Origin of the sequence: Proteus sp. G2618, assembly GCF_009915995.1 — a bacterium.
Classification (GTDB): domain Bacteria; phylum Pseudomonadota; class Gammaproteobacteria; order Enterobacterales; family Enterobacteriaceae; genus Proteus; species Proteus terrae.
On sequence record NZ_JAABNI010000006.1, the window covers coordinates 16,013 to 34,003 of the forward strand.

At 38.5% G+C, this 17,991-nt stretch carries 11 protein-coding genes; 6 read left to right on the top strand and 5 right to left on the bottom strand.

What is annotated here, in order from left to right; translation table 11 throughout:
* Nucleotides 1-30: 30 nt before the first annotated feature.
* Complete coding sequence (gene poxB, locus GWJ01_RS02525) at nucleotides 31-1,755, bottom strand: ubiquinone-dependent pyruvate dehydrogenase (RefSeq protein ID WP_109402099.1); 1,725 nt, start codon at nucleotides 1,753-1,755, stop codon at nucleotides 31-33.
* 568 nt (nucleotides 1,756-2,323) lie between these two features.
* On the opposite strand from poxB, the gene GWJ01_RS02530 reads away from it, so the two are divergent.
* From GWJ01_RS02530 to GWJ01_RS02540, 3 genes are read left to right on the top strand one after another with little or no spacing between them, the layout of a single operon-like run.
* Entirely contained in the window at nucleotides 2,324-3,145 is an 822-nt protein-coding gene (locus GWJ01_RS02530) for a DUF3100 domain-containing protein (protein WP_023583450.1), read from the top strand.
* Nucleotides 3,142-3,591, top strand: coding sequence for a hypothetical protein (locus GWJ01_RS02535; protein ID WP_036933266.1), 450 nt, complete (start codon nucleotides 3,142-3,144; stop codon nucleotides 3,589-3,591). The genes GWJ01_RS02530 and GWJ01_RS02535 overlap by 4 nt, the downstream gene beginning before the upstream one ends.
* Nucleotides 3,591-4,769, top strand: coding sequence for a M20 metallopeptidase family protein (locus GWJ01_RS02540; RefSeq protein ID WP_023583449.1), 1,179 nt, complete (start codon nucleotides 3,591-3,593; stop codon nucleotides 4,767-4,769). The genes GWJ01_RS02535 and GWJ01_RS02540 overlap by 1 nt, the downstream gene beginning before the upstream one ends.
* A gap of 64 nt (nucleotides 4,770-4,833) precedes the next feature.
* Here GWJ01_RS02540 and GWJ01_RS02545 read toward each other — a convergent pair whose 3' ends face one another.
* Nucleotides 4,834-5,847: a LysR substrate-binding domain-containing protein gene (locus GWJ01_RS02545; protein ID WP_109402100.1), complete on the bottom strand. Its 1,014-nt coding sequence runs from the start codon at nucleotides 5,845-5,847 to the stop codon at nucleotides 4,834-4,836.
* Nucleotides 5,848-6,555: 708 nt separating this feature from the next.
* Between GWJ01_RS02545 and proP the strand changes: the two genes are divergently transcribed.
* From proP to GWJ01_RS02560, 3 genes are read left to right on the top strand one after another with little or no spacing between them, the layout of a single operon-like run.
* Entirely contained in the window at nucleotides 6,556-8,058 is a 1,503-nt protein-coding gene (proP, locus tag GWJ01_RS02550) for a glycine betaine/L-proline transporter ProP (protein ID WP_161710650.1), read from the top strand.
* Between the two features lie 10 nt (nucleotides 8,059-8,068).
* On the top strand, nucleotides 8,069-9,499 hold the full coding sequence (phrB, locus tag GWJ01_RS02555) for a deoxyribodipyrimidine photo-lyase (RefSeq protein WP_109402102.1): 1,431 nt from the start codon (nucleotides 8,069-8,071) through the stop codon (nucleotides 9,497-9,499).
* A gap of 39 nt (nucleotides 9,500-9,538) precedes the next feature.
* Nucleotides 9,539-10,516, top strand: coding sequence for a glycosyltransferase (locus tag GWJ01_RS02560; RefSeq protein ID WP_161710651.1), 978 nt, complete (start codon nucleotides 9,539-9,541; stop codon nucleotides 10,514-10,516).
* A 62-nt stretch (nucleotides 10,517-10,578) separates the two neighbouring features.
* On the opposite strand, the gene ppc is transcribed toward GWJ01_RS02560, so the two are convergent.
* The 3 genes from ppc to metB all read right to left on the bottom strand — a co-directional run bounded on the left by ppc (nucleotide 10,579) and on the right by metB (nucleotide 17,744).
* Nucleotides 10,579-13,215: a phosphoenolpyruvate carboxylase gene (ppc, locus tag GWJ01_RS02565; RefSeq protein WP_109394368.1), complete on the bottom strand. Its 2,637-nt coding sequence runs from the start codon at nucleotides 13,213-13,215 to the stop codon at nucleotides 10,579-10,581.
* A 920-nt stretch (nucleotides 13,216-14,135) separates the two neighbouring features.
* Complete coding sequence (locus tag GWJ01_RS02570) at nucleotides 14,136-16,574, bottom strand: bifunctional aspartate kinase/homoserine dehydrogenase II (RefSeq protein WP_109402104.1); 2,439 nt, start codon at nucleotides 16,572-16,574, stop codon at nucleotides 14,136-14,138.
* A gap of 9 nt (nucleotides 16,575-16,583) precedes the next feature.
* Nucleotides 16,584-17,744 (bottom strand): cystathionine gamma-synthase, encoded by a 1,161-nt coding sequence (gene metB, locus GWJ01_RS02575; RefSeq protein WP_109402105.1) that lies wholly within the window; start codon nucleotides 17,742-17,744, stop codon nucleotides 16,584-16,586.
* Nucleotides 17,745-17,991 lie beyond the last annotated feature (247 nt).

Genomic DNA, 17,991 nt, shown 5'->3' on the forward strand with positions numbered 1-17,991 from the left:
AACTTGAAGTATGACGAGTATAATTAGGGATTAGCGTAACCAATTAGTCTTAGCAAGCTGAACAATTTCATCTCCTCGACCATTAATAATCGCCTTCATCATATACAGGCTAAAACCTTTTGCTTGCTCAAACTTCACTTCAGGAGGCATTGAAAGCTCTTGTTTTGCTGTGACTACATCTACAATCACAGGACCATCATGTTCAAAGGCTTCTTTAAGTGCATGATCCAGATCTTCACCTTTTTCTACTCGAATACCTTTGATACCAGACGCATTGGCAATAGCAGCAAAATCCGGATTATGTAAATCTGTGCCATCAGTTAAATAGCCACCAGCTTTCATCTCCATCGCGACAAAACCTAATACACTGTTATTAAAAATAATCACTTTGACTGGCAAATTCATTTGAGCTAATGAGATAAAATCACCCATTAACATGGTAAATCCGCCATCACCACACATTGCTACAACTTGACGCTTTCTATCTAACGCCTGTACACCAATAGCTTGAGCCATCGCATTTGCCATAGAGCCATGGTTAAACGATCCTAGTAAACGACGTTTTCCATTCATTCCAATATAACGAGCTGCCCACACTGTTGGCGTTCCGACATCACAGGTAAAAATGGCATCATCATTTGCTAGTTCACTTAATCGACGTGCCAAATATTGTGGGTGAATAAGTTCACGCTCACTGGGTTGTGCAAGTGCATCCAGATCTTGTCGTGCTTTGGCATAGTGTTTTAATGAAGCATCAAGGTGAGTGGTATCTGTTTTCTCTTTTAAGCGAGGCTGTATCGCATTTAGTGTTGCTTTAATATCGCCAATCATCGCCATATCTACATGGCAATGTGAACCAAGACTGCTTGGATTAATATCAATTTGAATAATATTGGCTTTTGATGGATAAAATGCCCGATAAGGGAACTGCGTACCTAATAACACCAAAGTGTCGGCATTTTCCATCGCATGATAACCCGATGAAAAACCAATTAGCCCAGTCATTCCTACACTATAGGGATTTTTCCATTCAATGTACTCTTTCCCCCGCAATGCGTGTACAACAGGGGCTTTTAAGGTTTGAGCCAGCTTAATCACTTCATCGCGAGCTTGAGCACATCCTGCACCGCACATTAAGGTGATGTTTTTTGCATTATTCAGTGCATCGGATAGTTTTTCGATTTCGAAACGATTAGGCATGGTGAGTGGAAACTGCAACGGATACCAATTTTCATGCGCATCTTCTGGGGCTGGTTTTAGTGCAACATCTCCCGGCAATACAACAACCGCAACCCCTTTTTTCAAAATAGCGGTTCGCATCGCAATGGCTAGCACTTGAGGGATCTGCTCTGGATTAGAAACTAACTCACAGTAATGACTACATTCGCGAAAAAGTTCTTGAGGATGTGTTTCTTGAAAGTAATTACTACCAATTTCAGCAGAAGGAATATGCGCAGCAATTGCTAACACAGGAACATGATTACGATGGCAATCAAAAAGCCCATTGATAAGATGTAAATTTCCCGGTCCACAAGAACCAGCGCAAACCGCTAATTGGCCATTAACTGCCGCTTCTGCCCCTGCGGCAAATGCCGCGACTTCTTCATGGCGGGTTCCCATCCACTCAATTGTTCCCATCTTTCGCAAGCTATCACTTAATCCATTGAGAGAATCGCCTGTTACGCCCCAAATACGTTTTACACCTGCATTATGGAGTACTTTAGCAATATAAGTTGCAACGGTTTGCTTACTCATGGTGATATTTTTCCTCAGTTTTGGGTAAATTGTGCCTCTGCGAGCTACACTTATCTCCTTCCCATATTCTGTTTCTCTTCCTAACCAGCTTGCAGAGAAAATTATCTTACTAACTCAAATATAAAGAATAACACTAATCACTATAATGTCACTGTCGTGATAAAGTGAGCACTGATAAAAATGTAAAAATAAAATATCACTTCCAAATACATTCATTAAACTTATAATAACCGCACCAAATAAGAATATATCTCATTAATAACGTATTATTATTTACTAAATGGTAGACAAAATTCATTTATAGGATTATTTTAATAATTAAAATAATTTTTAATAATGATTTTTCCCTTCACATCTTTATTAACAATTAAGCTGACTCATTTCAGCCTTACTCACTGTCTTTATTAAAAAATTTAACTTTCTTCTATTTGTTAATAAATTTATCACCATTGTATTATTTCATGAGCCATGAAAAAGAGGTATGAAATAAACATGACATTGGTCACGCTACCTTTTGCTTTTTGTCCTCTAGAATAAAGCCTGATTATTTTTCAACGGAGATTAACGGATGGACAAAAGTAGAAGTCCGATAAAGGTTTTCTTTATTAGTATTCTGGCAGTCCTTTTCTTAATTTTTATTTCACAATATGTCATTGGTAAAAAAGAAATTAAGATTGGCATTGCGGTAATACCTATTTTACCAATGCTATTTGCTGTAATTATTGGTATGTGTATATCTGCTGGATTTACCCGTAAAAAAATTAAAGTATGGGGTAAATTATTCACAGAAAAAGAAGAAGGCTTCTGCGGTAAAATGGTAGGTTTCAGCCTGCTTATTTTAGGTACACAATATGCAGGAATGATTGTTCCTAATATAAAAATGATTTTAAGTGTCGGCATTCCATTATTTGTTCAGGAACTTGGCAACTTATTACCAGTATTAATTGCGGTTCCATTAGCCATTAAATTTGGATTTGGTCGTCGTGCAATTGGTGCTTGTTCATCTATTAGCCGTGAACCTTCTATCGCTGTTATTCAAGGTAAATTTGGTACAGGCTCTCAGGAATATATTGGTGTATTAGCCATTTATTTATGTGGTTCTGTTATCGGTACTTTATGGTTTAGCGTATTAGGTAGTATTGCTCCATTAACTGGATTACATCCACTTGCTCTTGCAGCAGGGTCTGGCGTGGGTTCTGGTTCAATGTTAAGTGCAGCATCAGGTGCATTAATTAATGGTCTTGATGAAGCATTAGCACAGCAAGTATTAAGTGTTGCCGCTGCATCTAACTTATTATCTTCAGCACTAGGCGCACTGTCATTAACCTATTTAGGTTTACCTCTTTCAGAAAAAATTTATAAAATTTTCACCAGAGGCAAAACTGCATGAAAAATATAATTATTGATATGAAATTTGTATTCGTTGCTATTTTACTGGCAATGTTTACTCAAACGTTAACATCAGGGATCGCTCTTTATGCAATGTGGGATAGCTTTATTGCTATGTCATTAGTGGTATTTATTTCACTCGTTGCAAAACATTATTTACCTTCATCTTTACCAACATTTGCTTATGCAACAATTATCGGGATACTTATTTGTTTACCCGAAACTCCGATAAGAGATTTCTTTATTAGTTCTATTGGTAAAGTTTCTTTCTTATCTTGTTGTGTTCCTTTATTAGCATTTGCTGGTTTATCTGTTGGTGGTCAATTAGAAGAACTTAAGAAAATGTCATGGAAAGTTATTCTTATTTTCATGATTGTTTCAACTTGCTGTTTCTTTGGAGCATCAATCGTCGCGCAAATTGGATTTACTATCCAGGGAGTTATCTAATGAATAATATTTATAATGTCAGTGAAAAACTCTTTCAATTAAATGACTTTAGTAAAAAAACACGACAAGACTTACACAAAATACCTGAGTTATCAGGTGAAGAATATAAGACATCAAAGTATTGCCGTGAATTAATGGAAAGTTTTGGTTATCAAATTAAAACTTTTGATGGATATACTGGCTTCACAGCAGACTTAATTGTTAATTCTGAATTTCCATTAATTGCTATCCGTGCTGATATGGACGGATTAGAAATGCCAGACTTAACGAATAATGAACATAGTTCAGTTCACCAAGGTTGTGCACACAACTGTGGTCACGATACTCATATGACTATGGCATTAACCAGTGCTAAATATCTTGCCGAAAATAGAGAAGAGATGAGCGCGAACGTTCGCTTTATTTTCCAAATGGCTGAAGAAGATATGCGTGTACCTGGCGCTGAAAAAATGGTTGAACTCGGTTGCATGGAAGGCGTTGATGAAACTTACGCACTTCATAATGATGCAGCGATTGAAACAGGTTGTGTTCGCTTTAATGATGGTGTGATGTCATCTTATGGCTCAGCATGGACATTAGATGTTTATGGTGTTTCTGCTCATGGTTCAACACCGCACAAAGGTTTAGATGCCATTCGTGAAGCAACGCGCTTAATTGATTATATGGATTATGTTGTTGCGAAGAAAACAGATCCATTTAGCCCTGCTGTCTTTGGTTGTGGCATGATCAATGGGGGAACAATCCCTAATGCATTAGCTGATCACGTACAGGCTCGCGGCACTATCCGCTCTATGGATGAAAATACTGACCAAGTACTGAAAGCAAGTTTTGATGAAATCGTTGCACGCAGTACAGCTGGTGGATTTAAAACCACATTAAGCTATAGCGGGTACCCTGCTGTTGTGAATCATCCAACTGCACATCAGCGTTTATTAGATGCAATGCGTAAATTCTTACCTGAAGAAAATATTGAATCGAACGGTAAGCCAATGACAGGTAGTGAAGACTTTAGTTATATGGTTAACGCCACAAAAGGCAAAGTCGGTGCAATGTTCTTCTTAGGAAGTGGTAATCAAGCGAAAGGTATTAATAATTACCTTCACGCAAATCCTTATTTTGTCGATGATGATTGTTTATTAGTCGGTGCTCAGATTTTTGTTAATATTCTGACTCGCTAATCTCGATTATTCTGCCCTAAGCCCGTTATTGCCCCCGCAACAACGGGCTTTTTTATTTTGATGTCTATTCTGCAACGCTATTATTCACATTCACTGAACGTAAATCAGGCAATCCTTGGTATACCTCTTTACTGTGCCATTGGGTTTCCCATTGATCTGGCATCTGAATAATATTTCTATCAATATGCGGCGCATAAAGAGAAATAAACTCATGCATATAATCTTTCATATGGGTATGTTTACTAACACAGATATGGGTATAACTCGGTTGTACTAAATGATCGATATTAATACATTTTAATGCGCTACCATCTTCCGTTTCATCATAAGAGGCTGCCGCAATAACACCGATGCCTAAATGGCGCTTAACATAGTATTTAATAATCTCAGTATCCGTCGCTGTTAACGCCACCTTAGGCTTAAGATTATTTTTATAAAATACCTTGTCTAATTTAGATCCCCTTGTAAAACCAAAAACATAAGTAATCAGTGGATACTCTGCCATTTGCTCGATGGTAACCTGCTCATCATCTTTCAATAAAGCAAGAGGATGATCATAAGGAACTAATAAACTGCGAGTCCAACGATAACAAGGCAGTGTAATGAGATCTTCATAAAGGTGCATAGATTCTGTTGCGATAGCAAAATCCACATCGCCATTTTTAACCATCTCTGCTAGTTGAGCAGGTGCCCCCTGATGAAAATGTAGAGAAATATTAGGGTAATAGTGGCGAAAGTGATCAATCACATTCGGTAATGAATAACGTATTTGAGTATGTGTTGTTGCAATATGTAAATCGACTTTTTTATTACGATCTTCTTCAGCCACAATGCTTTTGATTCGATCAACCTGCCCAAGAATATCGCAAGCAATTTTATGAACCTCTTTACCCATTGGGCTTAAGGCTAATAAGTTATTATTTTTACGCACAAACAGTGACACACTTAATTCATCTTCTAATATTTTTAGTTGCTTACTAATTGTCGGTTGTGAGGTATAGAGTTTTTCAGCCGCATTAGTAATGTTGAAATTATTTTTTACGACTTCAACAAAGCTTTTCAGTTGATTAATATTCATAGAGGTACCTGGGTTAATCTGCACAAATGCGCGGTTAATTATTAATTTTATTAATTTTTATTCTAACTATGAGTAATGGGTAAACTATCTTTAATATCTCTGTCGTGATATCTCATCATACTATCTTGATTTAACCTTATAATAAGAATAGCGAGATCTATTCTATTATCCACACTTTCACTTTAACTATTCGAAAGAATAATAAATCAAAATAAGATGTTATTATTTTCTACTTACCTATCAACCTTTGTATTATGCATAATACTCATATAGTTGCGTTAGCCTGAATCAAAAAACAATAAACCAATCTAATACCTTGTTATTAAAATAAAATTTTAATTTTTCTCTTATTGTTTTATTGCAAATACTTTTGATTTACTTAAGCTAAATTTACAATCACTAACACCATAAATTTTACAGAAACACAGAATTACGTTATGATAACGATCACATTTTAATACTTAGGGGCTATGTTTTGTTATATCAAAACAACAAAGAAAACATCCTAATATCTTATTCAATCTCATCTATACTTAATAAATATTCTCTTATCTATTAGCTTAATATCACTATTTAATTTTGGTAGAAGTAAGCTGTTTTTTAGTGGATTTTTATCACTCACTCTTCTCGCTAACAAATAGTCACTTCATTTCTTTTAATTAATTGAATAACAAGAAATTACGAATACCTTAATAAAGGTCACTTAATATGAAAATGAAGAAAAAAAGAAATAAACCACTACAAATCAATGACATAACTATTATTGATGATAGTAAGCTCAAGAAGGCCATTACCGCTGCGGCATTAGGTAATGCCATGGAATGGTTTGACTTTGGTGTTTATGGCTTCCTTGCATATGTCTTAGGTCAAGTCTTCTTCCCGGGTGCATCTCCGGGAGTACAGATGATTGCCGCTCTTGCTACATTCTCCGTACCCTTCCTTGTAAGACCATTAGGGGGAGTTGTATTTGGAATGTTAGGAGATAAATTTGGTCGCCAAAAGGTTTTATCTGTCACCATTATAATAATGGCACTCAGTACGTTTGCCATTGGTTTGATCCCCGCTTACGAAACCATCGGTATTTGGGCACCAGTCTTATTATTACTCGCTAAATTAGCACAAGGTTTCTCCATTGGTGGTGAATATTCTGGAGCGGCGATTTTCGTTGCTGAATACTCACCAGACCGTAAACGCGGATTTATGGGAAGCTGGTTAGACTTTGGTTCTATTGCTGGTTTCGTCATGGGTGCAGGGGTCGTTGTACTTATTTCAACCATTATGGGAGAAACCGCATTTCATGAATGGGGATGGCGTATCCCGTTCTTCTTAGCATTACCATTAGGTCTTATCGGCTTATATTTACGTCATGCTTTAGAAGAAACTCCAGCATTCCAACAACACGTTGATGAAATGAATAGCGACGACCGTAAATCTATCCAAGATCCACCTCGTGTTTCATTACGGGAAATTGCATCAAAATATTGGAAAAGCTTAACCGTTTGTGTAGGTTTGGTGATTGCCACTAACGTGACCTACTATATGTTATTAACTTATATGCCGAGTTATTTATCTCATAATCTAAATTATTCGGCAGATCACGGTGTACTGATCATCATCGCGATTATGATAGGTATGTTGTTTGTACAGCCGGTTATTGGGTTACTGAGTGATAAAATTGGTCGTAAACCGTTTGTTATCGGTGGTAGCATTGGGTTATTTATCCTTGCTTACCCTGCATTTATGATGATTAACAGTGATGAAATCGGCTTAATTTTCTTAGGACTATTAATTCTTGCCGTTCTACTCAACTGTTTTACTGGGGTTATGGCATCAATTTTACCGGCTATTTTCCCAACCCATATTCGTTATAGTGCATTAGCAATTGCTTTTAATATTTCGGTACTAATTGCAGGGGCAACACCAACAGCGGCAGCTTGGTTAGTTGAAGCAACCGGTGATTTATATATGCCTGCTTATTACCTGATGATTGTCGCTGTTGTTGGCTTAATAACAGGTATCAAGATGATCGAAACCGCAAATAAACCTTTACGAGGTGCAACACCTGCGGCATCGGATAGATCAGAAGCTAAAGAAATTCTGTCTGAGCATTATGATAATATCGAACAACGTGTTGAAGATATTGAAGCAGAAATAGAAACATTACAGAAAAAACGCCAAGCCCTAATCGATCAACATCCTAAGTTAGATTAAGAGAGGTTACATGCACCCGTCTTCTGTTCATTTAGTCTGGTTTCGTAATGATTTAAGAGTGACGGATAACAAGGCACTCTTTAACGCTTGCCAAGATAAACAAGCACAGGTGCATGCTCTTTTCACCATAACGCCTGAACAATGGAAAGTTCATAATATGGCTTTGTCATGTCAGGCGTTTATTCATGATGCTTTACTTGATCTTTCAATATCGCTGGCAAAACTGAATATTCCACTAACAGTAGTGATTAGCGATACTTATTCAAATGCAGCCGATAAAGTGGCTGAATATTGCCAACAACATCAAGTTACCGCGCTTTTTTTCAATCACCAATATGCCCTTAATGAACAACGTCGTGATAAAAAAGTCACTAAGTTACTAGAAAATAAAACAACCGTTTATGCTTATCATGACAATGTGTTTATTCCACCGGGTAATGTAGTCACACAACAAGGGGAGATGTATAAGGTTTTTACTCCCTTTAGAAATGCATTTTTACGACTCTTTTTTTCACAAGATAATGCTTCGTTACCTATTCCAGAAATAAGAGCACATCAAGAAACAGTATCTCCTTTAAAAGCGCTACTTTTTTCACTTGAAAATACAAACGCATCTTCTTTTGTCGCCACGGAAGAAGAAGCACTTAAACGCTTAAAACAGTTCTGCTATGAAAGTGTTCCACATTATGCAAAATGGCGAGATATTCCGGCAGTTGATGGCACAAGTCGATTATCTCCCTACCTTTCTGTCGGTCTGTTATCTATTCGCCAATGTTTTAATCGTCTTTACCAAACTGAACCTGATTTCTTAGAAAACAGTACATCAGGCGCATTTGTTTGGTTTAACGAGCTTATTTGGCGAGAGTTTTACCAACACTTAATTGTGGCAAATCCCAATTTATGCAAACACATTGCTTTTCAGCTTTGGACAGAAAAAATCAATTGGCGTAATGAACAAGATGAATTTAACGCTTGGACTCAAGGCTTAACAGGTTTTCCGATTATTGATGCAGCAATGCGACAGCTTAACCAGACAGGTTGGATGCATAACCGCCTACGTATGCTCACGGCGAGCTTTCTTATCAAAGACTTGTTAATTGATTGGCGTTGGGGTGAGCGTTATTTTATGTCGCAACTTATTGATGGCGATTTCGCATCAAATAATGGGGGCTGGCAATGGGCCGCATCAACAGGAACAGATGCCGTACCTTATTTTCGAATTTTTAATCCAACTACCCAAGGACGAAAATTCGATCCGGATGGTGAATTTATCCGCCATTGGCTTCCTGAACTCGCCAATGTGCCTAATCGATATATTCATACCCCTCACGAATGGTCAGCAAAAACTAATAATTCTCTCGATTATCCATTGCCTATAGTTGATCACACAAAAGCACGAATAAGAGCGATTGAGTCTTATGAAAAGGCAAAAAAAGGGTAAGATAGTAAAACTTTATTTATTGATAACTGGCTCAATATTGTGAAAACCCCCCAAATTTCTGTCATCGTTCCTATGTTTAATGAAGCGTCTCGTATTACGAGATTATTGGATAGTGTGATCACTCAAACTTTCACCGATATTGAAGTCATTATTATTAATGATGGTTCGACAGATAATAGTGCTGAAATCGCAACGTCTTATTGCCAAAAAGATGCACGAGTGAAGCTTTATCATCAAACTAATCAAGGATTATCCAGCGCAAGAAATACAGGTTTAAAATATGCTCAAGGTGAGTGGATAGTTTTTTTTGATAGTGATGATTTTATTAAGCCTGAATTACTCGCACATTGGTATCAATTAGCTATTACCCAACACGTTGATGTTTTAATTGGCAATGGTGAACGATTCAATCCAAGTGATCTTAAAAAGCACCAAAGACCAATCCACCAACGACAGCCTTATCAAAAAGTCATAAAAGGTAGTGAGTGGATCATTCATGCCGTCACTCAACATCAATGGCCACATTTCGTTTGGTTGCAGTTAACTCGGCATGACTTAATAAAAAAACATCAACTTCAATTTATTGAAGGTCTTTATCATGAAGATATTTTGTGGACAATGCAATTAGCGCTTGTTGCAGAGCGAATAGGTTTTGATAACCAACCTCTCTATTATTACTGTGCTAATCCTGACTCTATTACACGTAAACCCGACCAACAAAAAGAAGCTCAACGAACACAAAGTTATTTACAGATAATCTTACAGCTATTAAAAGAAGCAGATAAACAATCTGATCAGTTATTAGCAAAAGCACTCCGCCAACAGGCAGTTCGTGAATTAGGCAGTTTTTTTATTCTTTTTCGTAAATGTTGTGATGCAAAAAATCAAAAAATAATCGCAAAACAATTTTCTACTTATTCTTTATTTTCCTCTCTCAATAAAGGCGTAAATAATTGGCATCAACGCTGGTTTATTTTTCGTGTTAACTGCATTTTATTTATCGCCTCTTTGAAATAAGTAAGCATAAAAAAAACAGCGCTGTTATTAAGCGCTGTTTTAGTTTCTAAATACGGATTGCTCTAGCCTGTGTTACGCATACCAGCTGCAATACCAGCAATTGTTACCATTAGCGCTTGTTCAATACGTGGATCAGACTCGCTATGAGTACGAGAGCGCTGTAATAACTCAGCCTGAAGTACGTTTAATGGATCGGTATACACATTACGTAGTGCAATAGATTCCGCAACCCATGGTAAATCTGCCATTAAGTGCTCATCTTTTGAAATGGCCAGGACACTCTTAATATCATCGGAAAGTTGTTGGCGTAATTTAGATCCTAATGGCCATAAACGCTCTTCAACTAAACGTTGATCGTAATATTCCGCCAACCATAAATCTGCTTTAGCGTACACCATTTCCAACATCGCAATACGTGTATTAAAGAACGGCCAGTTCTCACACATATCGTCTAATACCGCTTGTTTTCCGCTATCAATTTCATGTTGTAATGCAGCGCCAGCACCCAACCAAGCAGGTAGCATTAAGCGGTTTTGAGTCCATGCGAAGATCCACGGGATAGCGCGCAAAGTTTCAACACCTCCAGTAGGGCGACGTTTTGCAGGACGTGAGCCTAATGGTAGTTTACCCAATTCGCCTTCTGGCGTTGCCGCTCTAAAGTAAGGAACAAAGTCTTCTTGTCCTCGTACATAGTCACGATACATTGCACAAGAAACGTCAGATAAGGAATCCATTACCTCAATCCAAGGCGCTTTTGGCTCTGGTGGTGGTAATAAATTCGCTTCTAAGATTGCACCTGCATAGTGAGCAAGGCTACTGATGGTGACTTGTGGTAATCCGAACTTAAAGCGGATCATTTCGCCTTGTTCTGTCACACGCAGGCCACCTTTTAAACTTCCTGGTGGTTGAGAAAGTAATGCTGCATGTGCTGGCGCACCACCACGACCAATCGTACCACCACGTCCGTGGAATAGTGTTAATGTCACACCTGATTTTTCACAGAGCTTAATTAATGCATCTTGAGCACGATATTGTGCCCACGATGCTGCCATCACACCCGCATCTTTTGCTGAGTCTGAATAGCCAATCATCACCATTTGTTTGTCATCAATTAAATCGCGATACCAAGGAATATCAAACAAACGGGTCATTACGCTTTCAGAATTATTTAAGTCATCAAGCGTTTCAAATAGAGGGGCAACTGGTAATCGAATATTCGCGCCAGCTTCTTTCAGTAATAGTTTTACAGCTAATACATCAGAAGGCACTTTTGCCATTGAAATCACATAAGAGGCGATAGAATCTTTAGGTGATTCAGCAATCACACGGCAAGTCTCAAATACTTCTTGAGTCGCTGCACTTGGTTGCCAATTAGTTGGGATCAGCGGGCGCTTAGAACTTAATTCTTCAAGTAAGAATGTTTGTTTTTGCTCTTCAGACCAACTCGCGTAATCACCAAGCTCTAAATACTGTGTCAATTCAGAGAGTGCTTCGGTGTGATTGGTACTTTCTTGGCGAATATCGAGCTTAACTAGCTGTAAGCCAAAACAACGGATACGACGTAATGTATCTAACAGTTGCCCATTAGCGATAATACGCATACCGCACTGAGTCAGTGATTGATAGCAAGCGTATAACGGTTCCCAAAGTTGGGCATTATCAATTAACAATCCTTCAGGAGGTAGAGATTGCTGTCCTTTAATGCGTTGTTCTAAATAATCACGAGTGACTTGTAAGCGAGTACGCAATTGTTTAGCAATTTCACGGTATGGCTCTGCAACTTCAGTACCACCTGCTAATTCGCGCAGCTCAGGGGTACTTTCTGTCATTGAAAGCTCTGAAACAAGAACTTGAATATCATTTAAGAATAAATCAGCGGCTTTCCAACGGCTTAATAGTAAAGCATGGCGTGTGATCTCAGCCGTCACATTTGGGTTACCATCACGATCTCCACCCATCCATGAAGTAAAACGAATAGGAGAAGCTTCTACGGGTAAGTTGTAATCAATGGATTCTTTAAGCTGCTCATTAAATTCACGTAAAAAAGCAGGAACACCTTCCCATAAGCTATTTTCAACAACCGCAAATCCCCATTTCGCTTCATCAATAGGTGTTGGGCGAATTTTTCTAATTTCATCAGTGTGCCATGATTGGGCAACTAACTGACGCAGACGGCGCATAATATTAGTACGCTCATAATCTGCTAGATCATCGTGGTCGAGTTGAGATAAACAGGTATTTACCTCAACCAGCTTATGAATCAGTGTACGACGTGCGATTTCGGTTGGGTGTGCCGTTAATACCAGCTCAATAGAGATTTGCTCTACCGCTTCTTTTAATTGCTCGTCGGTAAAATTCTTATCTTTTAGTCTGGTGATCAGTTTTGCCAATGCCACAGGATTACTCGCTGCTTCACCGTGAGGTGAAATGCTATGGTATTGTTCTGCCACGTTCGTCAGGTTTAAGAATTGATTGAATGCTCTAGCAACAGGTAATAATTCATCATTAGAGAGATTCTGTAACGTCAGCAACAGTTTTTGTCGCTGAACTTCATTACCCGCTCGTGATGATTTAGATAATTTTCGAATAGATTCAACTTTATCTAAAATTTCTTCACCGAGCGCTTCTTTTATCGTATCTCCAAGTAGCTTGCCAAGCATACTGACATTGCTACGCATAGCAGAATATTGTTGATTCATAAGACTCCTGACCTTGTCTTTGTGGCGGTAACAACATGCTTCTTCCTATTAGAAAAGTCATGTCCTCCCAGTTGTGTAATTAACTTTCATTTCTGATGTGACTTTATTTTGATTTTTGTGATAAGCCACACTGCTTTTTTTACTTAGCCTACTATTCATATCAGAAAATAATCGTTTTGGGGGATTTTTCTGAAATTTAATTACGGCTTTAGTCTTATAAGAATGGCTAATATTCATGCTGTTCTAGCTCAATTTTAGCAAGAATAAGGACTTTTTTTCGTTTCTTATCTACTAAGAAGAGTTTTTTACTAGAAAGGGAGTGATACGTGAAAATTTATCTGGCGGAAAATTTAGATGATTTTTTTTAATATTGATAAATTGTCTGGTCTATTTTTTTGATTTGTAGCTAATTTCGCTGGTGGGGCTATAACTCGTGTTTCTATTTCATCGCTTATTTTATTCTTTTTTACATTTTTACTAGATCACGATTTCCGATTAAGATCCTCATAAGATAAAAACGAATAAAGCGCTGAGTATCAGCGCTTTAAGTTAAAAATAACGAATTGTCTTTCAGTAAATTAAGTTGTCTGTTGTAAATAATGTGGTTAATCGAATTGTACTCTTAATAACGTTCAAACACGTTGTAACCGTACTTCAACTTCCACTCAAGACGCTTAAATTTCACATCATGAGCTACTGACAAAAGTTCTCTTTAGCTTGATGGTTTACCTCCGTCATTTCATTTCTTAGTGGGACAATCTGTCTTACTACCTTTGACATCAATCGCTCCTTTGTGACTAGAGATAATTCAAGTATAGCCAAAGAATTTAAAAAAATTGAGTGATATGACACAAAAATGACAAAAGATTATCAGCAAAAAATAACCTGCCGATAATCTTTATAAAAGAGAAAAAATTAAATTACAGTAACTGAGAAAGGCGGTTTAAATCTGACTGAATTGCGCCTGCGGTCACGTCTCTTCCAGCTCCCGGCCCTCTGATCACAAGAGGGTTATCACGATACCAACGGCTTTCAATCGCAAATAAATTATCACCCGGTAATAGCGAGGCAAGAGGATGATCTTTTCTCACCGCTTCAACACCGACTTTTGCTTTACCATTAGCATCAAAACGGGCGATATAACGTAATACCATATCCATTTCATTTGCGGCAGCTAATCGTTGTGCCATTTGTTCATTGATCAATGCACTGTTATCAAAAAACTCTTCTAGTGAACCAGTTTCAGCTTGTACAGGTACTAAAGATTCAACTCGGACTTGTTCTGGCTCGATGTCATAACCAGCTTCACGAGCAAGAATAACCAGTTTACGCATCACATCTTGCCCTGATAAATCAATTCGTGGATCAGGCTCGGTTAATCCTTGTTGCCAAGCTTGTTCCACCAGCTCACTGAAAGGCACTGTGCCATCAAATTGCAAGAATAACCAAGAGAGCGTGCCAGAAAAAATACCGCTAATTGATAAAATAGTGTCACCACTTTCACGCAAATCACGCACTGTATGATTAATCGGTAAACCCGCACCGACTGTTGCGTTATATAACCAATGGCGACCTGTTTTAGAAAAGGCATCTCGTGTGGCACGATAACGTACACTTGAAGCCGAGCCAGCAATCTTATTTGCACTGATAACATGAAAACCGTAGCTAGCAAAATCTTCATAAGAGGTAGCAAGAGACTCATTAGCCGTAATATCAACAACCACTAAATCATCATAAGGATGAGCTCTCATCCAAAGATACAGCGACTCTTCATTATGCTCTGTAGCTTCCTCATCAAAGAAAGCCAATGCACGGCTTGGATTAATCCCTTGATAATCAAGTAAACTACGACGGCTATCAACGACACCCGCAAGAATAAATTCAAAATCACTACGTGCTGACAAAGGCTCTTGTTCGCGAGCAAACAACTCTAACCAACGTGAACCAATATTCCCTTTACCAAACAGCACTAAGCCAATCTGTTTTTCAGCCCTAAATAGCGTTTGATGTAAACCTTGCAGTAGATGCTCGGTATAATTACGTAACACTGCAACTAAGCTGATGTTATCTTCAGCATGCCAAATAAATTCAACAGGTTGATCTTTAAGTTGTTGATAGAAACGATGACAATGGAGTGGATTTTTACAAACACCTGCCCCCACTAAAGCCACTAGTGAAAAACCTTCTCGTAGATGTAATTTTCCCGGTAAAACCGCATCTTGTAATACATCTAATGCACTGTTAGCGACTTCACTGGTATAGCAAAGCTGTAAAAGTTGGCTGTCTTTATCAACACCAGTAGCTAAAGGACGGATTTGTGCACGTTTAAGTAATTCATCAACCTCTTTCGCCACTTGTTCAAAGTTTTGATGAGATGGAAGTTGGAGTTCAATCAAACAAACATCATCATGACTAGTAACGATTTTCGCACCCGTTCCTGATGCCAAAACACGTTCTATACGAGTTGAACCCTGTTCTGGTTGATAGCTACAACGAAGTTGCAAATCAATATTACTACCTGAAACAGGTTGAAGTGTGCGTGTATGTAAAACTGGGGCAGCCAATCGAGCCAATTCGCTCGCTTCATCTAAACGCAACAATGGCAATAAACAAGCATCTTTAACTTTACGAGGATCCGCACTATAAACACCCGCAACATCACTCCAAATTGTTACTTTACCGACATCCGCTAAAGCCCCAACTTGTGTGGCAGAGTAGTCGCTACCGTTACGACCTAATAAGACCGTTTCACCTTGTTGGTTGCGACTGATAAAACCGGTTACGACAAAACGGCTTTCGGGGTGTTTAGCTAATAGTGATTGTAATAATGGACGAGATAAAGTTTCGTTCACTTGAGGCTGAGCCGCTCTCTCAGCACATAAAAATTCACGCGCATCTAACCACACACTAGGTAAACCTTGCTCTGTAAGTAATCTCGCCATTAATCTTGCAGACCAAATTTCACCGTGGCCGACAACTTCTGCATAAGTCGCGTCTGTGATAGGTTTATCCAACAAATAGCTTAAGCGTTCAAGATCAGCAATAAAGGCTTGAGAGAGTAATTCTGCATTCTCTTTTGAAAGTAGCCCTTCAATTAAAGATAACTGGTAGCGACGCAAAGTTTGCTGGACTTGATGGGCAGAAATACGATCACTTTGGCTAAGTTTCAGCCAGCTAATCAACTGATTCGTCGTCGAGCCCGCCGCAGAAACCACCATTAGGTCATTAGGTTGGCTATAGTTCGTCATGATATTCACGACACGTTGATAACATTTTATGTCTGCAAGACTGCTACCACCGAATTTATGTAACTGACGGCAAATCGGCTCCGCCTGTTGTTTAATCGCCACTACGCTCATGATCCATGGTTACCTTTTAGTTGCTGCATCAAACGCACTTTGCAAATCGTTAATTAAATCCTGACTATCTTCAATACCCACCGAAATACGAAGTAATGAGGGGCTGATCCCTGCTATTTTTTTCGCTTCTTCTGACATACCTGCATGTGTCATGGTGGCAGGGTGACAAATTAAGGTCTCTACCCCACCTAAAGATTCTGCCAGTGTAAAGAGTGTTAATTGAGATAAAAAGAGTTTAATCACATCCAATCCCCCTTTTAACTCAAAACTTAACATCGCACCGAAACCTTGTTGCTGTTTTTTTGCTATTTGATGACCAACATGATTTTCCAGTGCGGGGTAATACATTTTTTCGACTAAAGGCTGTGTTTGTAAAAACGCCACTAATGCCTGTGCATTTTCTTGTTGAAGTCGAATTCGAGGCACTAATGTTCTTATACCTCTTAATAATAAATAGCTATCAAATGCACCAGAAGTGACGCCAATATTATTCGCCCACCAGCTTAGCTCCTCAAGCTGTTTCTGACACTGACAGATAACAACACCTGCGACAATATCTGAGTGTCCATTGAGATATTTTGTACATGAATGCACAACAATATCTGCTCCTAATGCTAATGGCTTTTGCAAAACAGGGCTCATAAAGGTGTTGTCAGCAACCACTAAAGCACCTTGCTGATGAGCAAGTTCACTGATTTTTTGAATATCCGTTATTCTTAAAAGAGGATTACTTGGTGTTTCGATAAAAACAATTTTGGGTTGATGCGCTAAAGCCTGCTTAAGTGCGACATCATCATTTTGATCAACAAAAATCACACGGTAGGCACCACGCGCTTGTTGACTGTTAAAAAGGCGATAACTTCCCCCATAACAATCATGAGGTGCAACAATCACATCGCCAGGTTTTAGAAAAACGGTGCAAATTAAATGAATTGCGGACATCCCACTGCTAGTGACAACTGCCCCGACTCCACCTTCTAGCTCTGCTAATGCCTTTTGCACCATATCGCGAGTTGGATTACCTCGACGAGAATAATCATGATCGCGAGGCTGATTAAATTCTAAAAAATTATAGGTACTAGAAAGATAGATAGGCGGTACGACACAACCAAATTGAGTGTCTTCATTTAGCCCATTATGGATAGCAATTGTTGCTGTTTTCTTCGTCATACAGGCACCTTGTCACAGCGATAAGTGGAGAAGTCTACAACAGCATATCCAATTAGACACCAAGACGTCAATACATCTAGCCATCTAAACTCCTTTACGGATAGATTAAGTAATGGAATAATACATAAATTAAGAATATCGCCAGTGCTATTACTTTTTCTCTCACCTTCAGCTAGAAGGGTCGGTGGTTTTAGAAAAGTCATGATAAACTGGTATTGCCCATCAGAATGTGGGTTAACCCTATTCT